The sequence below is a fragment of the Polynucleobacter sp. 15G-AUS-farblos genome, assembly GCF_018882445.1.
Classification (GTDB): domain Bacteria; phylum Pseudomonadota; class Gammaproteobacteria; order Burkholderiales; family Burkholderiaceae; genus Polynucleobacter.
Genome location: NZ_JACVOM010000004.1, coordinates 14,373 through 37,977, shown reverse-complemented (window position 1 = coordinate 37,977; position 23,605 = coordinate 14,373). Strand labels below are relative to the sequence as shown.

Here is a 23,605-nt window from a genome sequence, read left to right as displayed (position 1 = left end):
TACACTTACTTCGTTGCTGAAATCAATCGTTGAGCATCTTTTGCACTATCCGTGTCTGGGTACTGCGCAACAATTTCAATAAATGTTCTCTTGGCAGCTGCTTTGTTACCGCTTTCTAATTGGCAATTACCAATTGTCAGCAATGCCGCAGGAACACGAGGGTGATTGGGATAGCGAGATATCAAAGATTGCAATTGGGTAGTCGCACCCTTGCAGTCTTTATTGGCATATTTGCTATTACCGCCCCAGAACATCGCTAGCGGAACGTATGGGCTCTTAGGGAAACGGGAGATGAAGCTAGAAAAATCTGTATCCGCTTTCTTGAGACTTCCATTCTGAAATGCTTTTAAGGCATCGTCGTAAGCATTTTTTTCAGCTGGCTGAACTACACCGCTCACTCCTTCAACGGTGATGGTGCGCGGTTCAAAATTGCCAAGGCGATTATCGAGATCCTGATAATAGGTTTTTTGGCTTTTAGAAATATCCTCGCCTTGTTTCTCTATGTTCTCAATCTTTCCCCGTAGCTCTGCATTCTCTGATTTGAGCTTATCGATCTGGCTTTGGAGCTCAAGCTGTGTGTTCGCAAGTGTTTTACGCAGATCGAGGATGGCTTTGCGCGCCTCGTCATCATTAAACAGCGCCCAAGCATTGCTTGAGAAACCGATGGAAAAGGCAAAAGCACTTAAACAAAACGCTCGTGAGAGCGTTTGTTTATTAAGAGTAGAAAACTTCACCATTAGTTAGAGATGTAAACAATGTCAGCACGGCGATTTTCTGCCCAAGCCGCTTCATTATTACCATCTGCTTTTGGTTTTTCTTTACCAAAGCTGACTGCTTCCATTTGATCATTAGAAACACCCATCAAGTTCAGTGACTTGCGAACTGCATCAGAACGACGTTGACCTAATGCTAAGTTGTACTCAGCTGTACCACGGTCATCGGTGTTACCTTGAATAATGATCTTTTGTTTTGTATTTGCTTTAAGATAAGCTGCATGAGCAGATAACATTTTTTGGTACTTGGTTTCAACGGTGTATTCATCAAGACCGAAGTAAACGCTTTTCTCAAACAGTGGGCTCTTAGGATCGTTCCATGGTTGTGAACTAAAGTTACTTTTTCCGTCAGCACCTTCAACATCGTCTAATTTCACGCCAGATGAGCAAGCTACCAAAAGAGCAGTAGCTCCTAAGAGTGCCAGTGTGGCGGCGCGACGTGCGATTGAGATTTTCATTTACTTTCCTTTTTTCCTACAAATTAGCCAAATAATGCGTCCATAGCCAATATTCTAACCCCCTAGAGGGTTAGAAATGACTAAATTGCTATAAAAATTAGGGTGACCCGCTCGGATTAAAGCGGTCTTATTAATCCATGAAGGGACCCCAGGATGGCTGACGAACGTCAGAACCTGGGATGCTTAAGACCTGTTTGGAATTACCGTCAACAGACACTGCGGCCAATACGCGTTTGCCGCCAACCTTGGTGGAATAGAGAACATATTTTCCATTGGCAGCAAATGAAGGAGATTCATCAGTAGTGCCATTGGTCAATGCCTGAGTCTCACCGGTCGCCATATTCATGATGTAGAGGCGGAATGCGCCGCCTACATTGGCAATGTATGCCAAGTATTTTCCATCAGGAGAAATGCGCGGTGATGTCACAAAGCCTTGCTTGAAGCTCACACGTTTTGCGCCCTCAACTTGCTCGCCTTCGGCGCTCATACGATAGATTTGGGGATTGCCGCCACGATCGCTTGTGAAATAAATATAGCGACCATCTGGAGAGTATTGAGGCTCAGTATCAATCGTAGTGCCGCGCGTTAGTCGTTGTAGTCCTGTCCCATCCGCATTGATGGCATAAATTTGGGTATTGCCATCTTTGGATAGGGAGATGGCTAATTTTTTGCCATCAGGCGACCATCCTGGTGCGCTGTTATTTCCCTTTTGATTAGAGAGGGCGATACGACGACCAGTGGCTAATTCATGGACGTAAATCACTGGCTTGCGATCTTCGAAAGATACGTAAGCTACCTTCTTGCCATCAGGTGACCATGATGGAGAAATAATCGGATCACCGCTAGACATTGCATTACGAATATTTTGGCCATCTGCATCAGAGATTACGAGGCGGAAACGTTTGCCATCCTTGATGACATAAGACAGGCGCGTAGAGAAGATGCCGCGCTCGCCTAAGAGCTTCATGATGATGTCATCGGCGATTTTGTGAGCAGCTGCACGCAAATTATCTGCGCTGGAATTGATGTTGAGGCCACCAAGACTTTGGGATTTGCGAATATCAAATAGCTTGTATTGAATTTCAAATTGATCAGCGCCTTTTTGTACTACCGATCCAACAACTAAAGCATCTGCACCGCGAGCAGCCCAAGATTTGTAGTTTGGAGTGCCTTCATCACTCTCGCTCGCATTACCATTTTCGGTATTTTTGAAGTAGCCGCTGCGTGCAAGGTCTTGGCGAATGATGTCAGTCACACTCGCAGGTAATTTGTTTTCGTCTTTAAAGCGCATGACGGCGATCGGGTAGAGGGATTGCCCAACACCGGTAATCTCAATACTCATTTGCGCAAAGCTTGGAAGACTCCATAAGCCGAGCACTGTTACGCTCAGAATCAGAGTGGTTTTTTGCAAAGTACGTGCGATTAAATTCATCATGTTTTGATATTTACTTTGGTTTTAATTTCAGTTCAGGTGTTAATGTCGGAAATTGTCCGTTGTCATCTCTTGGCAAACTCTGCGTTGCATCAATAGCGCTCAACACAGCTTGATCCCATGCATTATCGCCGCTACTACTTGTCATTGTCCTAGATAGGATAGCGCCATCGGGTGCTAAGCGCACCTGAATGATGGTCTGCTTATTGCCTTTAAAGGAATCGGCATTGAAGGTGATATTGGAGCGCACTTTTTTAATCACCTTATCACTCCAGCCAGGCGGCGCATTGCCACCACCGCCAACTCCGCTACCAACAGCGCCTCCGGTGCCGCCATCATTTGCAGCCATACCGCGGAGGCTAGCGATACTTGCTTCACGGCGTTTGTCGGCCTCTGCATTCGCTTTGATTTGTGCTGGAGTGAGCGCAGCGGGTTTTGGTGCTTCCACTTTTTTCGGCGGCTCAGCTTTTTTAGGCACTTCTTTTGGAGGAACTACCTTTGCTTGTTTGGGCTGTTCTTTGACAACTTCCTTCTCTTTTTTAGGAGGCTCTTTTTCTACTTTCTTTTTCTTGACGGCAATATCGGCCGCCTCTTCTTTGAATTCAGTTTTCAGTTCTGGGGCTGGAGGAGTTTCCACTTGTGGTGAGGCATCCCATAGTTCTACTTCCACTCCAGAAGGAGTGCTGTTATTCCAGCTAATACCGATCACTAAAAAAGCCAGCAGACCTAAATGGGCAAATAATGAAAAGGTAAATGCGCGTTTGGTGCTTTCTTGTTTGGCGGGCCGTCCGCGACCATCACGTCCGTGTTGACCAAATGGGTTTTGGGAGAGTTGTGCGCTAGTCATTGATGATGAGGATGCGGAAAGTACCGTTTGCTCAAGATGAATTTCTTATTGACTCTTTACCGCTAAGCCAACCCGTTTAACACCATTCTCTTTGAGCTTAGACATTACATCCATTACTACTTCGTATTTGATGGACTTGTCTGCCGCCAAGACAACAGGCTGCTCAGTAGACTTCTCAGCTTGAGATCTAGCAAAAGCACCAAGCTCAAATTTATCTAGTGTTTGCACGGGCTCACCATCTTTACGGACGATGACTTTTTCATTTGCATCAATCGTCAGAAAGACGGGTGGTAGTGATTGCACCTTAGCGCCGCCTACCGTCGGTAGATTGACTACGCCAGGATTGACCATCGGCGCTGTCACCATAAAGATAACAAGAAGCACCAACATCACATCGATGTAGGGAACCACATTAATGTCGGACATTGCCCGACGTTTTGATTTGCGTAATGAAGAGCCGGCCATGATTTATTTTTTCTTAACGACTAGCATTTTGACGTTGCAAAATATTGGTGAACTCTTCAATAAAAGTTTCAAAACGAATCGAGAGGCGATCAACATCGGTTGCTGCGCGGTTGTAAGCAACCACTGCAGGAATCGCTGCGAACAAACCGATCGCTGTAGCGATCAAGGCTTCTGCAATACCGGGAGCCACTGCAGCTAAGGTTGCATTTTGTACATTCGATAAACCACGGAAGGAGTTCATGATTCCCCAAACGGTTCCGAATAGGCCGATGTAAGGAGAGACAGATCCGACAGAAGCTAAAAATGGCAAATTCGCTTCTAAGTGATCCATTTCCCTTTGGTAGGTTGCTTTCATTGCCCGACGAGCAGCATCGATTTCATGTACTTTGAGGAATTCTTGCATGCCTGCTTCAAAGATGCGCTCTAAAACGGCATCACTGCGGGTATTGCGTTGCGCTGCCTCGAGGAGGGTGCCCAAGTCGCCACCAGACCAGAAATCACGCTCAAAACGCTCTGTAGCCCTTCTGACGCCTCTCAAAATGGCCGTTTTCTTGAAAATGATGGTCCAAGAGGCAACCGACATGCTCAGTAATAACACCATTACGAACTGGACTAATAGGCTGGCATTGAGGACTAGGGAGAGGAATGAAAGGTCTTGTGTAGTGTGCATGGTGGATTTTGTATGATGTAGGTTGATTTTACTAAAGCAGTTCAACTATTCCAGGATTATCGCTATGTTTGACCGTCAAAACACTTTATCTAAAACCGACCCAGAATTGTGGGCAGCGATTCAGGACGAGAATCGTCGTCAAGAAGACCATATTGAGCTCATTGCTTCCGAGAACTACACCTCGCCAGCAGTAATGCAGGCTCAAGGTTCTCAATTGACCAATAAGTACGCTGAAGGCTATCCAGGTAAGCGTTATTACGGTGGCTGTGAATTCGTGGACGTAGCGGAGCAATTGGCGATTGATCGAGTTAAAGCGCTTTATGGTGCTGAGGCTGCTAACGTTCAGCCCCATTGCGGTGCATCTGCAAACCAAGCGGTTTTCTTGGCATTCTTAAAACCAGGTGATACCTTTATGGGCATGAGCTTGGCTGAGGGTGGTCACTTGACTCACGGTATGGCATTGAATATGAGCGGTAAATGGTTCAATCCGATTTCTTATGGACTTGATAAAAACGAAGCGATTGATTACGAGCAGATGGAACGTTTAGCGCGTGAGCACAAACCTAAATTGATTATTGCCGGTGCATCAGCTTACTCCCTAGTAATTGATTGGGAGCGTATTGGTAAGTTAGCAAAAGAAGTGGGCGCGATTTTTATGGTGGATATGGCGCATTACTCTGGACTGATTGCTGCTGGCGTTTATCCAAACCCTGTACCGCATGCTGACATTGTTACTTCCACAACCCATAAGAGCTTGCGCGGTCCTCGTGGCGGCATCATCTTGATGAAGGCTGAACATGAGAAGGCGATTAACTCAGCGGTATTCCCTGGCTTGCAAGGTGGTCCATTGATGCATGTGATTGCTGCCAAAGCGACCGCATTTAAAGAAGCGCAAGAACCAGGATTTATTGGTTACCAAAAGCAGGTTGTTGCCAATGCCAAAGCTTTGGCAGAAACGCTGATTGAGCGTGGTCTGCGGATTGTTTCTGGTGGTACAGATTCACACGTGATGTTGGTGGATTTGCGTGCCAAGAAGATGACTGGTAAAGAAGCTGAAAAAGTATTGGGTGACGCACACATTACTTGTAACAAAAACGGCATTCCAAATGATCCAGAAAAACCAATGGTGACTAGTGGTATTCGTTTGGGCTCACCAGCAATGACGACTCGTGGATTTAAAGAGGCTGAAGCAAGACAGGTCGGCCACTTTATTGCTGATGTTTTAGATAATCCTCATGATCTAGACAATATTGCTAAGGTTCGTGCTCAAGTATCTGAGTTAACAAAGCGCTTCCCGGTTTACGGCTAAGTAAGAGAAGATAAGATAAGAGAAGAAAGCACCCATTGCGCTGCCCTTTTTGCCATAACGACGATACCCAGGTTTTAGATACCCGGGTATCTGACGAGGGCGATACCATTCGTCGCCGTCGCCGTTGCGCTAAGTGCGATAAACGTTTCACCACCTATGAGCGAGTTGAGCTAGCGCTACCAGCAATCGTAAAGAAGAATGGCAGCCGTGTTGAATACAGTCATGATAAGTTAGCTAGTTCTATTAAGTTGGCTCTGCGTAAGCGTCCAGTGTCATCAGACTCTGTTGATGAGTCGATTGCGCGTATTGAAGAAAAGTTACTCAGCTTAGGTGAAAAAGAAATCCCAAGTGAGCGCGTAGGTGAGCTGGTAATGCGTGAGCTCAAACGCTTAGATAAGGTGGCTTATATCCGTTTTGCTTCGGTCTACAGAAGCTTTGCTGATATTGAGTCCTTTGAGAGCGCGCTCAAAGAGTTGAAGTAACTTATAACTACTTAAAGCGATACTTGACGATACAGTAGATGGCTCTGACGCCGTCACGCCAACCAATTTTCTTACCCTCGTCATAAGTGCGGCCATAGTAAGAAATGCCTACTTCATAAATTCTGCAATGGAGTTTGGCAATCTTGGCAGTGATCTCAGGCTCAAATCCAAAACGATTCTCTTCAATCTGGATGCTCTGAATAATCTCTCTTCGGAAAACCTTGTAACAGGTTTCCATATCGGTAAGATTGAGATTGGTGAACATGTTGGATAACAAGGTTAGGAAGCCATTTCCTACTCTATGCCAAAAATACAAAACACGGTGTGCATTGCCACCTAAAAAACGCGAACCAAAAACAACGTCAGCTCGATTATTCAGGATAGGTTCAATCAATAATGGATATTCATTGGGATCATATTCCATATCCGCATCCTGAATAATTACCAAGTCACCAGTAGCAGCGGCTATGCCAGTTCGAAGGGCGGCACCCTTTCCTTGATTTATCTCGTGATAAATCACTTTACTAACCCGCCCTGATTTTTCAATATCAGACTCTAGCTTTTTACGTGTGCCATCTTTTGAGCAGTCATCAACAATGATGATTTCTTTGTCTGGATATGGTGCGGCATTGACAGCATCAATGATGGTGTCAATCGTATTCACTTCGTTATAGCAAGGGATGATTACAGATAGACGCATGGTGGCTTGGATAGGGATAGTTTTCAGATATTGCTTATTTACTATCCATCAGCAAATTATGCCGATGGATAAATTGAGAATTTGATGCCCCATGCTTTTGCTTGAATTGCTTTAGGGTGATATCAGTTATTTTAAAACAGCAAATATTGACGCAGTAATATCTTCCACATTGCCTGTCCCGCTTACTTTGCGATAGGCTGGCGCTTTTACTTTATCAGCAGGGTTGGCTTGAGCTGCCCAGCTAGAGTAGTACTCCACTAATGGACGTGTTTGATCGTTATAGACCTGGAGGCGTTTACGAACAGTTTCTTCTTTGTCATCATCACGCTGGATTAATGGCTCACCAGTGACATCATCTTTGCCTTCAACTTTTGGTGGGTTGAATTTGATGTGGTAGGTACGGCCAGACGCTGGATGAACACGACGACCACTCATTCGATCAATGATGGCATCAAACGGGACATCGATTTCTAAAACGTAGTCGATTGGCACGCCAGCATCTTTCATGGCTTGTGCTTGCGGAATCGTTCTTGGGAAACCATCAAATAAGTAACCCTTGCTGCAGTCAGGTTGAGTTAAGCGATCTTTAACTAAACCGATGATGATGTCATCTGAAACAAGACCACCAGCATCCATAATTTTTTTGGCGGCAATCCCGAGTTCTGTGCCAGCTTTCACCGCAGCACGCAACATATCTCCAGTGGAGATCTGTGGAATAGCAAATTTTTCGCAAATGAACTGAGCTTGAGTTCCTTTGCCTGCACCTGGTGCACCGAGCAGAATCAACCGCATTATTTTCCCCTTAGAAGACCTGTAATTGTCCTGTATTTTGTAAGGAAGCTAGATCACTTCTTCCTAGGATTATCCCCAAGTAAACCCTAATATTCAGATTTACTCAGAATTTGCCGGATTCTTTCAAGATCCTCGGGGGTGTCTACCCCTGCAGGAGGCGCCTTAGGGGCAATATGCACGGCAATTCGATAGCCATTCCAAAGCGCCCTGAGTTGCTCTAAAGCTTCTGCTTGCTCTGGTGGAGCAGGCTCTAAACGAGTGTAAGCCTCAAGAAAATCGGCACGATAGGCATAGATGCCTAAATGGCGTAAGTGGGTGATCTTGAGATCTATATTTTGGTCACGTACAAATGGAATCGGTGCTCGAGAAAAATAGAGCGCCTCCTGAGCGCGATTCAGAATTACCTTTACTACATTCGGGTTCGCAATTTCTGCAAGATCCACAATCGGAGTTGCAACTGTGGAGATGGCACAGTTGATGTTATCCGCTAAGGTTTGGGCCACTTGATTAATGAGTTCCGCGGGAATGAGCGGCTCATCTCCTTGCACATTCACTACCAAGGTATTTGCTGGTAGTTTGAGTAATTGCGCAACTTCTGCAATGCGATCTGTACCTGTGGGATGATCAGGGCTTGTTAGCAAGCATTCGATGCGGTGCTCATCGCAAGCCGCCTGAATCTCTGCTGAATCTGTAGCAACCACTACGCTTTGCGCATTGGATTGTTTGGCACGCTCTGCAACTCTCACGACCATCGGCTTACCACCTAAGTCAGCTAGTGGCTTTCTGGGTAAGCGAGTGGATCCCAGTCTTGCCGGAATCACCACCAAAAAATCAGTGGCTTTAAATGGAGAGTTCATTGAATGAAGATTGAATGAATTTAGACTTCATCTGCACTTAAGCTACGCGCTTCATCCACCATCATGACGGGGATGTCATTACGAATGGGATAAGCCAGGCGATCTGCTTTGCATATAAGCTCTTTTTTCTCTGCATCTAAATGCAAAGGACTTTTGCATAAAGGGCAGACCAAAATATCAAGAAGGCGTTTGTCCATAATGTTCGAGTTTCGTAATAGAGGTGGTTACTACAAAGTGTAACGGTTTGGATCGGGTCTTTGTAGGATGGATTGCAGCCAGTCAGCTAAGTCATCCGAAATCTGCAAATTCATGGGCACCACCCAAATACGCTCATCCTGAATGTGGGCACATTTAACAGCATCCTTTTCAGTAATGAGAATACAAGCAGCATTCAGTGACTCAAAGAATTCGGCCGTAAATTTTTCATGGTCTGGGAGGGGAATGCATTTGCCCGCGATTCCGTTCTTGAGTAGGTCATCAAAAAAGCCCTGAGGATTGCCGATAGCTGCTACTGCAGTAATTTTGTTGGGCAGATACTCATTCGCAATCGCTTCGAGTGATTGAGTATTGCCGTGATTGATTAATTGATAAGGCAAGCCTAATGTACTGCTCAAAGTAAACGCTCTGCGCCCTAAGAAATACTCATCCGCAATTCCTGCCACCGGGGTAGATGATTGCTTACCCATTAAGAGGGTGGCATCACGCTCTCGCGTAGCTGGTTCACGTAAGGGGCCAGCAGGCAATAAAAAGCGATTTCCTTCACCTCTTGCATCACGGACTACGAGTTCGATATCACGACCGCCTTCGCGGGCAGGCCAACGCACTAAACCTTGGTGCTGAAGACCATCGTCACTGATGATGACGTTGACTTCAGGCGAATGCTTTAACAAAGCCCGAATGCTGAGCTTGCGTTTTGGAAAAACCCAAATCGGAAATTGATTTTGTGTGCGCGTGGCAATTAAGACAGGTTCATCACCAACCAGTAATGGATCTGAATCGCTATGAACTTGTAGGGGTGCTGTTTGTGATGTGGAGCCATAACCTCTACTGATAATGCCGGGCTTCCAGCCAAGTTGGCTTAAGCGTTCAGCGATGGCAATCACAATCGGCGTCTTGCCGGTTCCACCTACGCGTATATTGCCGACGATGATGATTGGTACCGGGCAAGCCTCTTGCTGAAATAATCCTAAGTCGGCAATCAGTTTGCGGGCGCGCAGAATGAATCCATAGATCCAAGACAGTGGCCACAAGAGTAAGCTGGTTGGACCACGTCTTTCCCAAAATCGGGGTGCTTTGCGAAAGAAAGAAAAAGACATGTGCTGTGTTGTCTTTCTTTATTTCTTGGTTTGACTGCTAAACACAATATTCGATAGATTGGCATCACGAGCAGCCTCTAGTGCGCTCATGACTGCTTGATGAGGGGCTCTAGCATCAGCGTCGATATTAACTTGCATGGCACTAGGTGTTTCTTTGCTCGATGCACCTTGATTGCTCATTTGAGACAGCATGGCACTGAGCTTTGCGCGATCGGCAACTTTGCCGTTGACAGCAAATCGGCCATCACGACTGACTGCAATATGAATTTGTTTTATCTCGGCTTGAGACTCGTTACCGTTAGCGGTAGGTAAAGTAATTGCGAGTTCTTGAAAGCGAGTAAAGGTCGTTGAGATCATCAAGAAAATCAAGACTACTAACAAGACATCAATAAACGGGATGAGATTAATTTCAGGCTCAGCAGGAGAGGCAATCGTCCCGAGGGAAAACTTTCTGTGAGAGGAAGCGTTCAGCCAGCTCATGGCGTTGTGATGGTATTCGGGTAGAGTTTTTTAAATAACTGTCTTGTGAACTCTTCACACTCACGTTGGCGTTGATTGGCAAGTGCGCGCAATCCACGCCACGCAGCTAATGCGGGAATAGCAATCAACAAACCAAAGGCTGTGTTGTAAAGCGCTACTGAAATTCCGTGAGCAAGTTGTTGTGGACTGCCAGCGATCCCATTGACAGTACCTTGGCTACCAAAGATTTCAATCATGCCAACAACAGTGCCAAATAATCCGAGCAAAGGGGCAACAGTAGCGATGGTGGCAAGAGCGCCTAAATAGCGGTCCAACTTAAGCCAGCTAGTTTGAGCGGCTGCTTGTAATTCTTCTAATGCGGAGTCAGCGCTAGCACCATTGAACTTTTCACGTAAGACGCAGGCAAATAGGTTGCCCACTGGCGAACTTTGTTTAATGGCTGTGATTTCGGATTCGGATATGGATTTGCCACTGGAAATGGCATTTGCGAGGCCAAAGGCGGATTCCAAGCAATCTTTTGGAAATACCTGGATTTGGCGTAAATACCACGCTCTCTCAATGACAATAGCCAGCCCAATAATGGAGATGATTAAAAGAGGCCAGATGGGCCAGCCAGCAGACAGTAAGATTGAGTACATAAGCTCAGTACTTTAGCTGAATTAAAAAACCGTTTTCTGAAAGCCAGCCTGTGGATAACTCTGTGCGTAACTTTTTTGAGAATGGGGTGTAAGTCATTGATTGATTGTGGGCAAGTTTTGTTTTGGGCTGTTTTTGAAAAAATAGAGCCTATTTTTTAGCTATATAAATCAATGGCTTATGTTTTATCTGTTGGATTTATGAGACGTTTTGGGTGAGTGATTACTTACTTATTTTTACTAGCCCTAGGGTCTATACGGCTCTGTGGATATTTATGGCCCTCCAAGCCTTATGTTTTTGTAGATAAAGAGAAAAAATGTCGGAAATATCAAGGGAAATCCTCTCTGTTGGCGATCTGAACCGCGCCATTGCAGCCTCCTTGGAGGAGCGTTTCGATACCGTCTGGGTTAGTGGGGAGATTTCCAACTTCAAGGCCTATGACAGTGGGCACTGGTATTTCTCGTTGAAGGACGAAGAAGGCCAAATTAAATGTGTCATGTTTCGTGGACGTAACGGACAAGTTGGCTTTATGCCCCAATCTGGAGATTTGGTTGAGGTAAGCGCTAACTTAGGGATGTATGTTCCGCGTGGCGATATCCAACTGACTATCCAAACATTACGTCGCGCCGGCATGGGTGGTTTGTATGAAGCGTTTTTAAAACTCAAAGCCAAATTAGCTAAAGAGGGATTATTTGATCCTGATCGCAAGCGGGATATTCCATCTCATCCAAGAGCAATCGGCATCATTACTTCTCCACAAGCTGCAGCCTTAAAAGATGTGCTGAGCACTTTAGCAAGAAGAGCGCCTCATATTCCGATTGTGATTTATCCAACACTTGTGCAAGGACCTGATGCCCCTCCTGGAATTATTTCAGCGTTGAAGGCGGCTGAAAAAGAAAATGCAGTCGATGTCATTTTGATGGTGCGCGGTGGTGGCAGCATTGAAGATCTTTGGGCATTTAATGATGAGCAGTTGGCTTATGCCATTGCAGAGTCGAGCATTCCGATTGTGAGTGGTGTGGGTCATGAGACCGATGTCACGATTGCAGATTTTGTTGCAGATCTGCGAGCACCAACACCAACGGGAGCGGCTGAGTTGGCGGCGCCACGTAAAGATCAAATGTTGCAAGAGCTTGAGGCGATTAAGCAAGCGATGCTACAGCGCGTTCGTCAACGAGTAGAGCGTGAGGCGCAAACCTTAGATCAATTGGCTTTGCGTTTAAGCCATGCATTACCTAATCCAGATCGCATGCGTGAGCAAATCGAAGGATGGCAGAAGCGCCTGAATCAAGCTTGGTCGGTGAGGGTGGATTCATGGAAACGCAATCAAGTCCATTTTCAGTCTCAACTTGAATTGCTAAATCCACAACGTACCTTGGAGCGGGGTTATGCAGTGGTGCTCAATGTCTCAGAGGGTTTGCATGCTGTTCGTGAGCCAGGTGAGCTCACTGAGGGTCCTATGTATGAGATCCGCCTAGCTAAGGGTAAGGCAAACGTGAGACTAAGCGAAGTCAAGATTCAGGAGTAGGGCGCAATTAACTCAAAGAATATTTGGTTCGATATCCAGTGTGACGCCGTATTGCTTTTGAACAGCCTCTTGTATCTGCCTTGCTAAATTCAAAATATCCGATGCACTCGCTTCACCGTGGTTCACGATCACGAGCGCTTGTTTTTCATAAACACCTGCTTCTGCTAGGCGCTTGCCTTTAAAGCCACATTGATCAATTAACCATCCAGCAGCCAACTTTCTTTTGCCTGCGGTATCTGGATAAGAAACGATATTCGGAAATTTTTCTATAAGAGTGTTGTATTGCTCAGCGCTGACAATCGGGTTTTGAAAGAAGCTACCGGCATTACCGATTACTTTCGGGTCGGGTAATTTCTGTGTCCGAATCTGGCACACCGCATCAAAGATTTCTTGTGGGCTTGGATCTTGATCGGTATTGGATTGATCTGCAAAGTACTTGGCTAGGTCGGCGTAATGCACTCGAGCTTGCCAAGCCTTAGGAAATTTAAACAAGACTTCAGTCACAATGTATTGATTAGGGTTTTGTTTGAAATGGCTATCGCGATAAGCAAATTGACAGTCTTTGTTTGAGAGTGTGGCAAAGGTATTCGATTGGGTATCAAACGCAGTCACGCTTTCAATATATTGGGCCACTTCAACACCATAGGCGCCAATATTCTGAATAGGCGTTGCGCCTACTGTTCCCGGAATCAGTGCCAAATTTTCTAAGCCGGGGAGATTATGGGTCAGCGTCCATTGCACCAGTTCATGCCAGTTCACACCAGCACCAACTAAAAGATAGGTGTCACTCACATCTTCTTGGGTGACCTCTTGGCCAGTGATATTCATCAGCAGGGTGGCACCAGATAAAACAGGCGGAAGAATGACATTACTGCCACCGCCTAAAACTCGCCAAGCCCATTGATTTCGTGCAATCTCATCCATCAATGCCGGAATTTGATCTGGCTGGGTAATTTCAAAGGCGCGCTCGGCACTGACTTCGAGGCCGAAGGTATTCCTAGATTTGAGCCCAAGATTGGGGATCAATTTAGGTGACAGAGGCGCATTTTTTGCACGGTTCATGCCACAATCTTATTCGTCTTCGGATTTTCGGGAGAAATTTCTGGAAAATCCTCACAATGCACTCTTGCAGTAGAGATGAATCACAAAAGATAAACAAGGAGTTGATATGCCCTCATTTGACGTAGTTTGCGAACCGGATATGGTTGAGCTGAAAAATGCGATTGAGCAATCCAATAAGGAGATTAGCAATCGTTTTGACTTTAAGGGCTCCGATAGCCGAGTAGAGCAAAAAGACGAAACCTTAATTTTGTTTGGCGATGATGATTTCAAATTAGGCCAAGTTCGTGATGTGCTCTTTGGCAAAATGGCTAAACGCAATGTAGACGTCCGTTATTTAAAGGATGATAAAAAAGAAACGATCGGTAGCGATAAGCGCAAGCAAACCATGAAGATCCAAAAGGGAATTACTTCTGATTTAGCAAAAAAAGTCGTGCGCATTATTAAAGATAGCAAGATCAAAGTGCAAGCCAGTATTCAGGGTGATGCTGTGCGTGTCACTGGCGGCAAACGAGATGATTTGCAAGAAGTCATGAATCTACTGCGCAAAGAAGTTACAGAAGCGCCATTGGGCTTTAATAACTTCCGTGACTAAAAAAGAGGGATTGGCAGGCGCTCGCAACAAGCCAGTGCCTGCTGACATTGCGCCTGCAAGCCAAGAGGCTATTGAGCGCTTTTGTGATGCCTGCTGGTTGGAAGACGGTCTGGCACAAAATAGTTTGTCGGCTTATCGCCGTGATTTATTGCTTCTAGCGCAGTGGCTACATAAACAATCTGGCGCTGACTTATATCGAGTTACTGAAAAAGATTTAACCGCTTACTTTGCATTTCGTCGTGCCGATAAAGCGACTACCGCCAATCGCAGGCTGACAGTTTTTAAACGCTTCTATCGTCATGCACTCCGCATTAATTTAGTTAAATCAGATCCTTGTATTGGAATGCGTGCAGCCAAGCAAGCGATGCGCTTTCCAAAAACCTTGAGCGAAGATCAGGTCACGAATTTATTGAATGCACCAGATATTGAAACTCCTCTTGGATTGCGTGATCGCACTATGTTGGAGTTGATGTATGCCAGTGGTTTGCGTGTCTCTGAAATTGTTTCTCTCAAGACGGTTGCGCTTGGTATGAACGAGGGTGTGGTGCGGGTGGTTAATGGTAAAGGCGGTAAAGAACGTTTGGTTCCGTTTGGTGGAGAGGCGGGGCAATGGTTGCGCCGCTATCTGGCAGAAGCTAGAGCGATCCTGCTAGAGGGAAAAACGACTGATGCCGTGTTTGTTGGGCGCCATACTGGAACGGGCTTAACTCGCCAGGCATTTTGGGCTCTGATTAAGCGGTATGCCACGATCGCCAATATTCCAGTGGCCTTATCACCTCATACCCTGCGCCATGCCTTTGCAACCCATCTCCTGAACCATGGAGCCGATTTAAGGGTGGTGCAACTGCTTTTGGGCCATGCTGATATCTCGACAACTCAAATCTATACCCATGTTGCTAGAGAGCGTCTGAAATCGATTCATCAACAACATCACCCCCGTGGTAGTTAGTGCAGAGTGATGATTGTGTCCTTATTAGCCGATATGGGGTGCCAACTAGAGGCTTCTGTAGTCCTGATGCCTGCATAAAGCCATTACTGTTTAAGATAGCACTATGAATTCCAATTTAGCCCTTTTCTTGATCCCAATCGCATATTTGATTGGCTCAATTTCTTTTGCAGTGGTGGTGAGCAAATGCATGCGCTTGCCTGATCCCCATTCCTATGGCTCTGGTAATCCAGGAGCTACCAATGTGCTGCGTACAGGAAATAAATTAGCGGCCGTGTTGACCTTAATAGGCGATGCTCTCAAGGGATACATCGCAGTGATATTGGCTCGCATTCTGTTGGGTGATGAGTCGCTTACTTCTACTTTAGGTTCATGGGTCTTATGTGGTGTCGTGATCGCCGTTTTCTTAGGCCATTTATTTCCGATCTTTCATGGCTTTAAAGGGGGTAAAGGCGTTGCGACAGCCTGCGGTATTTTGTTTGGCATTAATTGGATCTTGGGTCTAGCCACTTTAAGTACTTGGATTATTGTGGCCATGTTTATGCGCTACTCCTCTTTGGCAGCATTAGCGGCGGCAATATTTGGCCCCATCTATTTTGTTTTTCTATTTGGCTTGCAGCCGATGGGCTTAGCGCTTCTAGTAGTTTGCATATTGCTGATTTGGCGTCATCGCAGCAATATTCAGAACCTGATGAATGGCACCGAATCCCGAATTGGTTCTAAGAAAAAAGCAGCTACAGAGAATAAGGATTCTGCAAAATGACGATTGCTTACTTTTGTGTATTAGTGATGGGTTTACTCCCTATCGTCGCAGCTGGCATTGCCAAAAAAGGCTTTGATAATTACGACAATGCGCAGCCACGTGAATGGCTAGCCAAGCAGACGGGATTTCGGGCGCGTGCAAATGCTGCACAAGCCAATCTCTTTGAATCGCTCCCCTTCTTTTTTGCAGCTGTGATTATTGCTTCTATATCGCAGGTTCCGCAAATCCGAATTGATGTATTAGCGGTAGGTTTTGTCATAGCTCGTATTGCCTATTTAGCTTGCTATGTTGCTGACTGGCCAACAACTAGATCAATCGTATGGTTGATTGGTATTCTTTGTGTTGTGGCCCTCTTTTTTCAGATCTAATTCAATATCACCCGAGAACCTATTCTTCATGCCTATCAAAAAATCACCTGCTAAAACTGTAGCCACTAAAACAGTGCCAGCAAAAAAAGTTGCTTCCAAGACTGCCATAAAGGCGGTTAAAAAATCAGAAGAGGGACTTCCTTTATCGGTCATCATTCGCAAGCGTATTCAGGCACAAAAGGCCCGTTTCCATGCCAATGACAATATTTCAGCCTTTATTAAGCCAGGTGAATTAGAGGGCTTAGTAGAAGAGGTTGCAGCGAAGATGCAGGCTGTTCTGGAAAGCTTGGTCATTGATACGCAGAGCGATCACAACACGCAGGATACTAGTCGTCGTGTTGCCAAGATGTATGTTCAAGAAGTATTTAATGGGCGCTACGTTGAGCAGCCAGTCTTAACCAAGTTTCCCAATGTCAGTCGCTTAAATGAACTGATGATTATTGGCCCCATTACCGTTCGCAGTGCTTGCTCACACCATCTTTGCCCCATCATGGGCCGTATCTGGATTGGGGTTTTGCCAAGCAAGAACTCTGCACTCATTGGGCTCTCAAAATATTCCCGCTTAACTGAGTGGGTCATGTGCCGCCCTCAAATTCAGGAAGAGGCAGTAGTGGAGTTAGCCGATATGCTGGAGAAGAAGATTAAGCCGGTTGGGGTGGCGGTTGTCATGGATGCTGATCACTTCTGTATGCAGTGGCGCGGCGTCAAGGATCGTGACTCAAAAATGATTAATAGCGTGATGCGCGGGGCTTTTTTAAAGGATTCTAATTTACGTCGTGAGTTCCTGGCCTTAATTGAGCGAAAATAAGGTAATGAAGAAAGTCGTCCTACTCTTATCGATCTTAATTACGGCTTGTACATTTTTACCGTCAGCTCCTCCGGTAAATAAAATTACTGCAGTCCCTGTAGAGCATCCTTTTTTTAATATACCCCCAATGAATTTGGAGGATTATCAAAGTCGTACATGGATATTGCTTGCAGAGTCATCGTCTCGGGCGTGGTTTTATGACCCCTATAGTTTGACTCAAGATAAAGATGAAATAGTTAGCTACGACGCTTTTTTTGTGCCGCGCTCCGACAAAGATAATTTGCAACAATTCAATGCCACTATGGTTGGCCCATATCGACAAAAAATTGACTGCTTTGGTAACCACCAGTGGTCAGAAATCTTTTATGCCGATAAGATGCCTAACCAGGAAACATATAAAAATCCACAAAAGCCAAACTTAGAGTATGGCTGGATCAAAATTAAGCCTTCAACTGCTTTAGCTTACGTTCGTACGCGTATCTGTGGCCGTAAATTTATTGATGATAAAAGTATTAATTACTTTTTATATCAAGAGGGCACAATGAAGTACATACCGCCAAAGCTTGTTGATTCAATGGGCGCCCCTGTAAAAGACGCGATAAAGTCCCTGGAGCCCAAGGGGGATTCAGTTATCACCCCAGACAATGCGACAGTCAATGTACCTATTTTTTATGATGTCATTAATAATGAAATCAGGAGAGTTGATGCCAAGAAAGATATTCGCTCTATGAGGATTTCTTCTTATTTTCTGAATAAAAATTTGACTAAAAAATCAGACTATCTTTTTACCGCTAATTGCCAAGCAAAAACTTTTAGCTTTGCACCTCTAGGTAAGCTACCTCAGTTTCAGGAGCTTGACGCTTCAAAACAGTCTCTTTCTAATGTTGCATTTGATCGTGCCTGTGGCAATCACGGGGACTATATGAATATCGTGACTTCAGGTAGAAGTAAATGAAAAGCTACTTGAAGATTTTGATATGCAGCAGTATTTTTTTATTTGTTAGTGCCTGCACCAGTTTCCCTTCTGTAAACCAAGACCCTGCAAAAGATAACCGAGACAATTTTCGTAAAGATTTGGCTGAGTGCAAGGAAGACTATCCAGAGTCCAGTGCTGGCTTACATTATCAACGCTGGATTGATTGCATGAAAATAAAAGGGTGGAGATAGTAAGTCTGGATGACTTACGACTTTTAATCTCTTTGAGAATTATTCTCAATAAAATATCTATATAAATCAAGTAATTACAGCTTCCCTAGTGAGGAATGTATTCCTCTACTATGATTCATCTTAGTAATTATTCCTAGCATTTATCTTTTACTTGATCTCTGGAGTTCACATGAAAAATAGTCGTCGCCAATTTATGATTTTGTCTGCTGCTGGTGCTTGCACATTAGCCTTGAACGGTAAAGTTCAAGCTCAAGCAATGGTTGCAGAAACTGATCCGCAAGCAGCAGCTTTGGGTTACAAGGCTGATGCTTCTAAAGTAGATAAAGCGAAATTTCCTAAGTACGCTGCTGGTCAAAAGTGTGATAACTGCGCTTTGTACCAAGGTAAACCAGGCTCTGCTGCTGGTGGTTGCTCACTGTTTGCTGGCAAGCAAGTTGCTGGTCCAGGCTGGTGCTCTGCTTACGCTAAGAAGGCTTAATTGCCCCATAGCGAAAAACAGTATTAAAGAAAAAGCCACCCTTAGGTGGCTTTTTTATTGGCTAAGTAAAAATTTACTTTTGTGCTGCAATCGATTTGATGCAGTCTTTAATTGCATAGTTATAGTATTTACCAGCATTTTCTTTTTTGACTGACTGAGCGCATTCTGTTACTGAATTACGCAGATCGATTTTTTTCATCTTATTCTCCTAAGGTAATTGAGGAAATTAATAATAGTTTTGCTTGTTGAAAGATCCTCAGAACAGAAATATAGCGCATTCTAAAGAAGCGATCTATAGACGTCCAGGGTGCGATTTGCTACTAGTTCCCAGGTAAATTTCTTAGCCTGACTTAGTCCTTTGAATTTGAGACTTGTGACTAATGATGAGTTATGAATCAAGCTTAGTAAGGCCTCTCTAATAGATTCCACATTGTTCGGGTCAACTAACAGGGCATCATCACCAGCGACCTCAGGCATTGAAGTGCAATTAGAGGTGATAACCGGGGTATTGGAGGCGAAGGCCTCCAGAATGGGTAGTCCAAAGCCTTCATATAGGCTTGCAAACACCATGCCCTGGGATGCTTGTAATAGGCAGCGTTTATCAAAGTCGCTGATGTAGTCAAGCCAAATGCAGCGTTTCTCATCTACCCCTTTGTGAATTTCTTTCAGAGTTTGGCCATCATCCCAGGCTAATTTTCCAGCAATCACCAAAGGAAATTCAGTGGCTAGTTTTTGAGGCAAAGAAGCATGCGCCTTTAAAAGGCGCAGTAAATTTTTCCGCGGCTGAATAGAGCCTATAAAAAGGAAGAATGGAGTATGAATTGAAAATCGATTTAAAGTATTTTGAATATCTTCATTGGCAATTTTCTCAAAATAACGACTGTCTACTCCAAGGGGTATGGACGTTATTTTTTCTAAGGGGAAATGCATCAAGCGACTAATCTCTTTTTTAGAGAACTCTGAAATCGTAATGATGTGATCGGACTGCTGGGTTAATTTTTTCCACAGAAAGGGCTTGAGATAGCGTGAGTGTGAGCGAAGAAACTGTGGATGACTCAATGGGATGGTATCCATCACCGTTGAGACCATTGGTTTATTGTGTCGAATAGGAATCAGCTGATCAGTAGCATGAATTACATCCACATCAGCAAAAAATTGTCTTGCAGTGGTTTCTTGATTGGCGCTTAAAAATGATTTAGCAAGATAACTTGGATAACTTGGCAATATAGTCGCTGAGCAGTAAGTTTTATTTGTGCCAAAAGAAAAGGCTTGAATTTCAAATTCTGTGGGATTTAATGAGTATTGATTTAAGAGCTCTTGGCAGTACTGGCCAATACCATCAAGACCCCCAGAATGAAGCCCTCGATCAAGAAGGGTGCTACCAAAAGCCACCTTGGGAAAGGCGGTTTTCATCCGTTATTGCCCAGAACTAGCAATCATATTGCCAAGAGTGGTTTCAAGATCAATTTTGCGTAGCTCAAGATGATGGCGTTTAAGTAAAGTATTTAACTTTGCAGGGTCACCGCACATACGGTGCACTTCATTAGATCTGATGAAATCTGGATTGATCACAATCTCAATGGGGTGGTTTGTGATACGAGTTAATGTACTGACTACATCCTGCAGGGACCTCGCATTACCGGAGCAAACATTATAGGTTTCGCCTGGCTCACCAAACTGTAAGAGTGCCAAATAGGCATCGCAAATCATTGCTACATCATTAAATTCACGCTCAACATTGAGATTACCCAATTCAATCGCGGGTAACTTTTGCACAAAATGTTTTACTAGTTTTGGTATGAGGAAATTATCTCGTTGTCCTGGGCCCGTATAGTTAAAAGGGCGAGCAATGATGACTGGTAACTTATCAAAATAGGTCTTTGCCATTTCCTCCATTGCAACTTTACTCATCGCGTAGTGATCAATGGGGGATGGAGTTTGTGTTTCTACTGAAAAAGGATTATCGCTATTGCCATAGATCGTAGCGCTACTAGCCAACAAAATTTTCTTTGGCAATTTTTCTAGTTTTAATAGAGCATTTAAGAGATTGCTGGTGCCTAGGGCATGAACGCGATAAAAAGCTTCATTGTCTTTGGAGGCTACAAAACTGATGCCAGCAAAGTGAATCACAAAATCTGGCGAAACTCTCAGAACTTCAGCATCCAAGGCATCAATCTCATTGAGATTGGATTGCAGTGGCACCACTTCATGGCCTGCTGCAGTTGCAAGCTTTGAAAAATGCTGGCCTGTGAAGCCCTTTGCGCCGGTAACAAGTATTTTCAAGGGAATGGGATTCTGATTGTCTAGATGTGATTTTGTTGAATTTGACTACTAGTTTAATGAAAGAAGGCTGGATGGGCGGAATTCTCAGCAGTTCAAACAAATGCCCCGTTATAGAATCAGCTTTTTGAGGGCTTCCAGATGATTTTCCTCAATTATAATAATGGGTTAGAACATAAATTGTGGCTTTCACGAGCGCAAAACTACCCATGACTCCGTCATCCCAATTTAAGACCCTCGCTTGGTGTGTATTCGGTGTTTGCTAAAGCCAATAGAACTCTTGCTTCTTTGAGGTTATCTCTTTCCCTATCTGGGTTGGTTTTATCTCTTGTGGCGACCCTTGCTGTATTTGCAAATAATTGGTTGACAATGCCCGAGCCTCAATTTGTGATTACCGTTTCTTATTTCGTACTTGCATTTGTTTTAGGGCTGTTGCCAGGGTCTTGGGGTCTGATGGGCTTTGTATTTCTGGTGCCGATCAGTCCTAATCTACATGGACAGATCAATTCATTATTCAGTCTTGCTATTCAAGCGCAAGCGAACGCCGGAATTGATCTTGCAGCAGGCTTCTTCTTAGGGGTGCTATTCCAACAAATTCTGCGCACTAGGTCTAGCAGTACAAGATTTTCCAAGGCTCATCGTTGGCAATCAGCCATTCAATTTTTACCTCCTTGGCCGGTTGCGCTTGGTTTATTGGTCATCACAGCTTCTACTGTATTGGCGGTTGTGCGTAATGCCTGGCAATCCGCTGCACCAATTTCAATGAAGGGGCTGTTATTTAATTTTCAGCACTTTAGACCCATGGGTTGGCATGATGATTTTTTTCCACTTGCCGAGTGGATGGCATTTGCGCTTGCCATGGCTGCATTCATTTCAGTCATGGTGAAATTGAGTCAGATAGAGAGCGCTCAAGAAAAAAATAAAGTAATCTTCTTACCCCTGATGTTAGGCATTATTGCTGCCGGTCTGATGGGCATCATTCAGGCGAGAACGGGCCTAGGCTTATTAGAATCCAGTTTGGAATTTAGAAAAGATCGCATTGGTTATGCTGCGCAAGGCTTTCAGCCGGATATCCATTCCTTTGCAGCCCATATGCTCATTGGGGTTGTCGGTCTCTGGGGTTATTGGTATGCCTTTCTGAGAGGCGGCTATCAGGATCGCGGGCATTCAATGCAGCGATGGATTCTAGTCGTTGCTATGGCAATAGCTTGGGTAGGCTTGATTCTGAGTAAGTCTCGTTTTTCATTTTTGATTGCCGTATTGGCTATCACTATCGGTGCATCCATTTATTTATGGAGAAATCATCGTCGATGGTTTTATCCGCTAGCCGGTGGATTTAGCTTGCTTGCAGTGTTGGCATTGATTACTTTATTTGCTTATAGCAATCAATCGAGTTTTTGGATGATTCATCTACTTTCACAATTACAAGAGCGCGGATTTGCAAGCATTACTGCAGTTGGTGGAATTTTTGGCGATAGACCAGAAATCTTTTCTGCAGCGATTCGGATGTTTGGCTCCTTTCCACTAATGGGTTTAGGCTTGGGTGACTTTTTCCGCATGTCGAGTAATTCGGCATTTAGTCAATCTGCATTGCTTAGCGTACGTGGTGGTGAAAATGCCCACAACTATTTTTTACAGACGCTGACAGAGACTGGAATTGTCGGTAGCTTAGCTCTCGCATTTGCTTTAAGCGCACCGCTTTGGTTCGCCCGCCGCCGTTCGCCACTGATTCCCGCGGCTATCGCCTTATTTGCTGTTCTCCTAGGTAATGTTTATGCCCATTCCCTTTTAGTCCGAGAGAACCTCATTCTCTTGTCGATCTTGTTGGGTCTCATGTATTCCATTTATCAGGCTGAGGACTTGCAAGAGGGTCGCATTGAGAGCTCCCTATCGAGCCCCACATACACGCTCAAAGGTATCGTGATCACTTGTTTTTGCGGAATACTTGGCTTTGGGGCATTTGTAGAGGTGTATCGGTCTTTTACTGCTTTTCCATTTCAATATGGAAGCGCCTGTTTTGTGCCTAAGTCTTTGACTGCAGACGGCTGGAGCTCAGGCAAGACGATGGGATTTGTATTGCCTGCTGGTGCTCATGGCATTCGTTTGCCTGTGGAAGTTACTCGCCCCGGAATTACAATTCATCCTTTGGATGCCAATTTGCAAATTATTGGTTATCGCTGGAGCGTGATGGCTAGCAGTAATGTGACCTGGAATGCGGCAGGTAAAAATGTCATTGAAGTGGTTTTGCCAAATGGGCAAGTTTCTGATGGCAGTATTGATGCAGTACTGACCTTATCGACTTGCTACACGCCCCGCAATCAGGGTGTCAGCGTAGATGGTCGCAGGTTAGGAGTATTAATTCGTGCGCCTGAGTTTTTCTGACCGCATAATCCTCT

Annotated in this window: 28 protein-coding genes; 11 read left to right on the top strand and 17 right to left on the bottom strand. The window is 44.8% G+C overall.

Annotated features, from left to right (window positions below; genetic code table 11):
- Positions 1-5: 5 nt before the first annotated feature.
- From ybgF to tolQ, 6 genes are all read right to left on the bottom strand, one after another.
- Positions 6-737, bottom strand: coding sequence for a tol-pal system protein YbgF (gene ybgF / locus ICN41_RS07140; protein WP_216292266.1), 732 nt, complete (start codon positions 735-737; stop codon positions 6-8).
- Positions 737-1,231 carry a peptidoglycan-associated lipoprotein Pal gene (pal, locus tag ICN41_RS07135; RefSeq protein WP_216292265.1) on the bottom strand — a complete coding sequence of 165 codons (495 nt, stop codon included), beginning with the start codon at positions 1,229-1,231 and terminating at the stop codon, positions 737-739. Before pal ends, ybgF begins: the two co-directional genes overlap by 1 nt.
- Positions 1,232-1,361: 130 nt before the next feature.
- A complete protein-coding gene (gene tolB, locus ICN41_RS07130) occupies positions 1,362-2,666 on the bottom strand; it encodes a Tol-Pal system beta propeller repeat protein TolB (RefSeq protein WP_370629111.1) in 1,305 nt (434 codons plus the stop codon).
- Between the two features lie 10 nt (positions 2,667-2,676).
- Positions 2,677-3,510, bottom strand: a complete 834-nt coding sequence (tolA, locus tag ICN41_RS07125; RefSeq protein ID WP_216292264.1) for a cell envelope integrity protein TolA — start codon at positions 3,508-3,510, stop codon at positions 2,677-2,679.
- A 45-nt stretch (positions 3,511-3,555) separates the two neighbouring features.
- Entirely contained in the window at positions 3,556-3,975 is a 420-nt protein-coding gene (gene tolR / locus ICN41_RS07120; RefSeq protein WP_216292263.1) for a protein TolR, read from the bottom strand.
- 13 nt (positions 3,976-3,988) lie between these two features.
- Positions 3,989-4,645: a protein TolQ gene (gene tolQ, locus ICN41_RS07115; protein ID WP_216292262.1), complete on the bottom strand. Its 657-nt coding sequence runs from the start codon at positions 4,643-4,645 to the stop codon at positions 3,989-3,991.
- A gap of 64 nt (positions 4,646-4,709) precedes the next feature.
- Between tolQ and glyA the strand changes: the two genes are divergently transcribed.
- Both glyA and nrdR read left to right on the top strand, forming a co-directional pair.
- The gene (gene glyA, locus ICN41_RS07110; RefSeq protein ID WP_216292261.1) at positions 4,710-5,954 is read left to right on the top strand and encodes a serine hydroxymethyltransferase; all 1,245 of its coding nucleotides are present in this window, start codon (positions 4,710-4,712) and stop codon (positions 5,952-5,954) included.
- 35 nt (positions 5,955-5,989) lie between these two features.
- Positions 5,990-6,436: a transcriptional regulator NrdR gene (gene nrdR / locus ICN41_RS07105; protein ID WP_068947890.1), complete on the top strand. Its 447-nt coding sequence runs from the start codon at positions 5,990-5,992 to the stop codon at positions 6,434-6,436.
- A gap of 7 nt (positions 6,437-6,443) precedes the next feature.
- Here nrdR and ICN41_RS07100 read toward each other — a convergent pair whose 3' ends face one another.
- The 7 genes from ICN41_RS07100 to ICN41_RS07070 all read right to left on the bottom strand — a co-directional run bounded on the left by ICN41_RS07100 (position 6,444) and on the right by ICN41_RS07070 (position 11,219).
- The gene (locus tag ICN41_RS07100; protein WP_216862313.1) at positions 6,444-7,136 is read right to left on the bottom strand and encodes a glycosyltransferase family 2 protein; all 693 of its coding nucleotides are present in this window, start codon (positions 7,134-7,136) and stop codon (positions 6,444-6,446) included.
- A gap of 126 nt (positions 7,137-7,262) precedes the next feature.
- A complete protein-coding gene (gene adk, locus ICN41_RS07095; RefSeq protein WP_216292260.1) occupies positions 7,263-7,928 on the bottom strand; it encodes an adenylate kinase in 666 nt (221 codons plus the stop codon).
- A gap of 86 nt (positions 7,929-8,014) precedes the next feature.
- Positions 8,015-8,785 (bottom strand): 3-deoxy-manno-octulosonate cytidylyltransferase, encoded by a 771-nt coding sequence (gene kdsB / locus ICN41_RS07090; RefSeq protein WP_216292259.1) that lies wholly within the window; start codon positions 8,783-8,785, stop codon positions 8,015-8,017.
- Positions 8,786-8,805: 20 nt separating this feature from the next.
- A complete protein-coding gene (locus tag ICN41_RS07085) occupies positions 8,806-8,982 on the bottom strand; it encodes a Trm112 family protein (protein WP_216292258.1) in 177 nt (58 codons plus the stop codon).
- A 30-nt stretch (positions 8,983-9,012) separates the two neighbouring features.
- Positions 9,013-10,101, bottom strand: coding sequence for a tetraacyldisaccharide 4'-kinase (gene lpxK / locus ICN41_RS07080; RefSeq protein ID WP_216292257.1), 1,089 nt, complete (start codon positions 10,099-10,101; stop codon positions 9,013-9,015).
- A gap of 18 nt (positions 10,102-10,119) precedes the next feature.
- A complete protein-coding gene (locus ICN41_RS07075) occupies positions 10,120-10,581 on the bottom strand; it encodes a biopolymer transporter ExbD (protein WP_216292256.1) in 462 nt (153 codons plus the stop codon).
- Positions 10,578-11,219 (bottom strand): MotA/TolQ/ExbB proton channel family protein, encoded by a 642-nt coding sequence (locus ICN41_RS07070; protein WP_216292255.1) that lies wholly within the window; start codon positions 11,217-11,219, stop codon positions 10,578-10,580. Before ICN41_RS07070 ends, ICN41_RS07075 begins: the two co-directional genes overlap by 4 nt.
- Before the next feature lie 314 nt (positions 11,220-11,533).
- On the opposite strand from ICN41_RS07070, the gene xseA reads away from it, so the two are divergent.
- Positions 11,534-12,745 carry an exodeoxyribonuclease VII large subunit gene (gene xseA, locus ICN41_RS07065; RefSeq protein WP_216292254.1) on the top strand — a complete coding sequence of 404 codons (1,212 nt, stop codon included), beginning with the start codon at positions 11,534-11,536 and terminating at the stop codon, positions 12,743-12,745.
- 12 nt (positions 12,746-12,757) lie between these two features.
- Here the strand turns inward: xseA and murB are convergent, their stop codons facing one another.
- Positions 12,758-13,807 carry a UDP-N-acetylmuramate dehydrogenase gene (murB, locus tag ICN41_RS07060; protein WP_216292253.1) on the bottom strand — a complete coding sequence of 350 codons (1,050 nt, stop codon included), beginning with the start codon at positions 13,805-13,807 and terminating at the stop codon, positions 12,758-12,760.
- A gap of 106 nt (positions 13,808-13,913) precedes the next feature.
- On the opposite strand from murB, the gene ICN41_RS07055 reads away from it, so the two are divergent.
- The 7 genes from ICN41_RS07055 (at position 13,914) to ICN41_RS07025 (ending at position 18,929) form a co-directional block, all read left to right on the top strand.
- On the top strand, positions 13,914-14,399 hold the full coding sequence (locus ICN41_RS07055; protein WP_216292252.1) for a YajQ family cyclic di-GMP-binding protein: 486 nt from the start codon (positions 13,914-13,916) through the stop codon (positions 14,397-14,399).
- Positions 14,400-14,409: 10 nt separating this feature from the next.
- On the top strand, positions 14,410-15,348 hold the full coding sequence (gene xerD, locus ICN41_RS07050; RefSeq protein ID WP_216292524.1) for a site-specific tyrosine recombinase XerD: 939 nt from the start codon (positions 14,410-14,412) through the stop codon (positions 15,346-15,348).
- Positions 15,349-15,451: 103 nt separating this feature from the next.
- A complete protein-coding gene (plsY, locus tag ICN41_RS07045; RefSeq protein WP_216292251.1) occupies positions 15,452-16,108 on the top strand; it encodes a glycerol-3-phosphate 1-O-acyltransferase PlsY in 657 nt (218 codons plus the stop codon).
- Entirely contained in the window at positions 16,105-16,476 is a 372-nt protein-coding gene (locus tag ICN41_RS07040) for an MAPEG family protein (RefSeq protein ID WP_216292250.1), read from the top strand. The genes plsY and ICN41_RS07040 overlap by 4 nt, the downstream gene beginning before the upstream one ends.
- A gap of 28 nt (positions 16,477-16,504) precedes the next feature.
- On the top strand, positions 16,505-17,284 hold the full coding sequence (folE, locus tag ICN41_RS07035; RefSeq protein ID WP_216292249.1) for a GTP cyclohydrolase I: 780 nt from the start codon (positions 16,505-16,507) through the stop codon (positions 17,282-17,284).
- The gene (locus tag ICN41_RS07030) at positions 17,271-18,239 is read left to right on the top strand and encodes a hypothetical protein (protein ID WP_216292248.1); all 969 of its coding nucleotides are present in this window, start codon (positions 17,271-17,273) and stop codon (positions 18,237-18,239) included. The genes folE and ICN41_RS07030 overlap by 14 nt, the downstream gene beginning before the upstream one ends.
- A gap of 381 nt (positions 18,240-18,620) precedes the next feature.
- Positions 18,621-18,929, top strand: a complete 309-nt coding sequence (locus tag ICN41_RS07025; protein ID WP_068320557.1) for a high-potential iron-sulfur protein — start codon at positions 18,621-18,623, stop codon at positions 18,927-18,929.
- 73 nt (positions 18,930-19,002) lie between these two features.
- Here the strand turns inward: ICN41_RS07025 and ICN41_RS11380 are convergent, their stop codons facing one another.
- The 3 genes from ICN41_RS11380 to ICN41_RS07015 form a co-directional block, all read right to left on the bottom strand.
- Positions 19,003-19,128: a hypothetical protein gene (locus tag ICN41_RS11380; RefSeq protein ID WP_255537932.1), complete on the bottom strand. Its 126-nt coding sequence runs from the start codon at positions 19,126-19,128 to the stop codon at positions 19,003-19,005.
- Positions 19,129-19,208: 80 nt separating this feature from the next.
- Positions 19,209-20,342 (bottom strand): glycosyltransferase family 1 protein, encoded by a 1,134-nt coding sequence (locus tag ICN41_RS07020; protein WP_216292247.1) that lies wholly within the window; start codon positions 20,340-20,342, stop codon positions 19,209-19,211.
- A 3-nt stretch (positions 20,343-20,345) separates the two neighbouring features.
- Positions 20,346-21,212, bottom strand: coding sequence for an NAD(P)-dependent oxidoreductase (locus ICN41_RS07015; RefSeq protein ID WP_216292246.1), 867 nt, complete (start codon positions 21,210-21,212; stop codon positions 20,346-20,348).
- Between the two features lie 366 nt (positions 21,213-21,578).
- Here ICN41_RS07015 and ICN41_RS07010 point away from each other — a divergent pair, with 366 nt between their 5' ends.
- Positions 21,579-23,591: an O-antigen ligase gene (locus ICN41_RS07010; protein WP_216292245.1), complete on the top strand. Its 2,013-nt coding sequence runs from the start codon at positions 21,579-21,581 to the stop codon at positions 23,589-23,591.
- The last annotated feature ends 14 nt before the right edge of the window (positions 23,592-23,605 follow it).

Coding starts and splice junctions, on each gene's coding strand:
- murB (WP_216292253.1), bottom strand. CDS start 13,807: ATGAACCGTGCAAAAAATGCGCCTCTGTCACCTAAATTGATCCCCAAT.
- ICN41_RS07020 (WP_216292247.1), bottom strand. CDS start 20,342: ATGAAAACCGCCTTTCCCAAGGTGGCTTTTGGTAGCACCCTTCTTGAT.
- adk (WP_216292260.1), bottom strand. CDS start 7,928: ATGCGGTTGATTCTGCTCGGTGCACCAGGTGCAGGCAAAGGAACTCAA.
- tolQ (WP_216292262.1), bottom strand. CDS start 4,645: ATGCACACTACACAAGACCTTTCATTCCTCTCCCTAGTCCTCAATGCC.
- tolR (WP_216292263.1), bottom strand. CDS start 3,975: ATGGCCGGCTCTTCATTACGCAAATCAAAACGTCGGGCAATGTCCGAC.
- lpxK (WP_216292257.1), bottom strand. CDS start 10,101: ATGTCTTTTTCTTTCTTTCGCAAAGCACCCCGATTTTGGGAAAGACGT.
- kdsB (WP_216292259.1), bottom strand. CDS start 8,785: ATGAACTCTCCATTTAAAGCCACTGATTTTTTGGTGGTGATTCCGGCA.
- ICN41_RS07010 (WP_216292245.1), top strand. CDS start 21,579: ATGCCCGAGCCTCAATTTGTGATTACCGTTTCTTATTTCGTACTTGCA.
- folE (WP_216292249.1), top strand. CDS start 16,505: ATGCCTATCAAAAAATCACCTGCTAAAACTGTAGCCACTAAAACAGTG.
- ICN41_RS07070 (WP_216292255.1), bottom strand. CDS start 11,219: ATGTACTCAATCTTACTGTCTGCTGGCTGGCCCATCTGGCCTCTTTTA.
- ICN41_RS07100 (WP_216862313.1), bottom strand. CDS start 7,136: ATGCGTCTATCTGTAATCATCCCTTGCTATAACGAAGTGAATACGATT.
- plsY (WP_216292251.1), top strand. CDS start 15,452: ATGAATTCCAATTTAGCCCTTTTCTTGATCCCAATCGCATATTTGATT.
- ICN41_RS07040 (WP_216292250.1), top strand. CDS start 16,105: ATGACGATTGCTTACTTTTGTGTATTAGTGATGGGTTTACTCCCTATC.
- ICN41_RS07025 (WP_068320557.1), top strand. CDS start 18,621: ATGAAAAATAGTCGTCGCCAATTTATGATTTTGTCTGCTGCTGGTGCT.
- ICN41_RS07075 (WP_216292256.1), bottom strand. CDS start 10,581: ATGAGCTGGCTGAACGCTTCCTCTCACAGAAAGTTTTCCCTCGGGACG.
- pal (WP_216292265.1), bottom strand. CDS start 1,231: ATGAAAATCTCAATCGCACGTCGCGCCGCCACACTGGCACTCTTAGGA.
- tolB (WP_370629111.1), bottom strand. CDS start 2,666: ATGATGAATTTAATCGCACGTACTTTGCAAAAAACCACTCTGATTCTG.
- tolA (WP_216292264.1), bottom strand. CDS start 3,510: ATGACTAGCGCACAACTCTCCCAAAACCCATTTGGTCAACACGGACGT.
- glyA (WP_216292261.1), top strand. CDS start 4,710: ATGTTTGACCGTCAAAACACTTTATCTAAAACCGACCCAGAATTGTGG.
- xseA (WP_216292254.1), top strand. CDS start 11,534: ATGTCGGAAATATCAAGGGAAATCCTCTCTGTTGGCGATCTGAACCGC.
- ICN41_RS07055 (WP_216292252.1), top strand. CDS start 13,914: ATGCCCTCATTTGACGTAGTTTGCGAACCGGATATGGTTGAGCTGAAA.
- ICN41_RS07085 (WP_216292258.1), bottom strand. CDS start 8,982: ATGGACAAACGCCTTCTTGATATTTTGGTCTGCCCTTTATGCAAAAGT.
- ybgF (WP_216292266.1), bottom strand. CDS start 737: ATGGTGAAGTTTTCTACTCTTAATAAACAAACGCTCTCACGAGCGTTT.
- ICN41_RS11380 (WP_255537932.1), bottom strand. CDS start 19,128: ATGAAAAAAATCGATCTGCGTAATTCAGTAACAGAATGCGCTCAGTCA.